Origin of the sequence: Sporosarcina sp. P29 (assembly GCF_002743265.1) — a bacterium.
Taxonomy (GTDB): domain Bacteria; phylum Bacillota; class Bacilli; order Bacillales_A; family Planococcaceae; genus Sporosarcina.
Map to the genome: position 1 here is coordinate 1 of NZ_PDYX01000153.1, position 362 is coordinate 362.

Annotated in this window: 1 protein-coding gene; it reads left to right on the top strand. The window is 51.7% G+C overall.

Features of this window, described 5'->3' with window-relative positions:
- Positions 1-28: 28 nt before the first annotated feature.
- Positions 29-362, top strand: a 334-nt coding sequence (locus CSV68_RS17000; RefSeq protein WP_255407219.1) for a S4 domain-containing protein, incomplete at its 3' end; no start/stop codon positions are given.

Consider the following 362-nt stretch of genomic DNA (forward strand, 5'->3'; position numbering starts at 1 on the left):
GGTATATTTCGCCTTTACAGGAGAAACTATGCTGCCAACTCAATCAACACGATTAAACAAATACATTAGCGAGAGCGGGATCTGCTCACGTCGCGAGGCGGACCGTTACATTGAACAGGGTAACGTGTTCCTCAACGGCAAACGCGCCACCATCGGTGACCAGGTCGTGCCCGGTGACGTGGTCAAAGTGAATGGTCAGCTCATTGAACCGCGTGATGCGGAAGACCTGGTATTTATCGCGTTGAATAAGCCGGTTGGCATCGTCAGTACCACGGAAGACGGCGAGCGGGACAACATTGTTGATTTCGTTAATCACAGCAGCCGTATCTTCCCGATTGGCCGCCTTGATAAAGACTCACAGG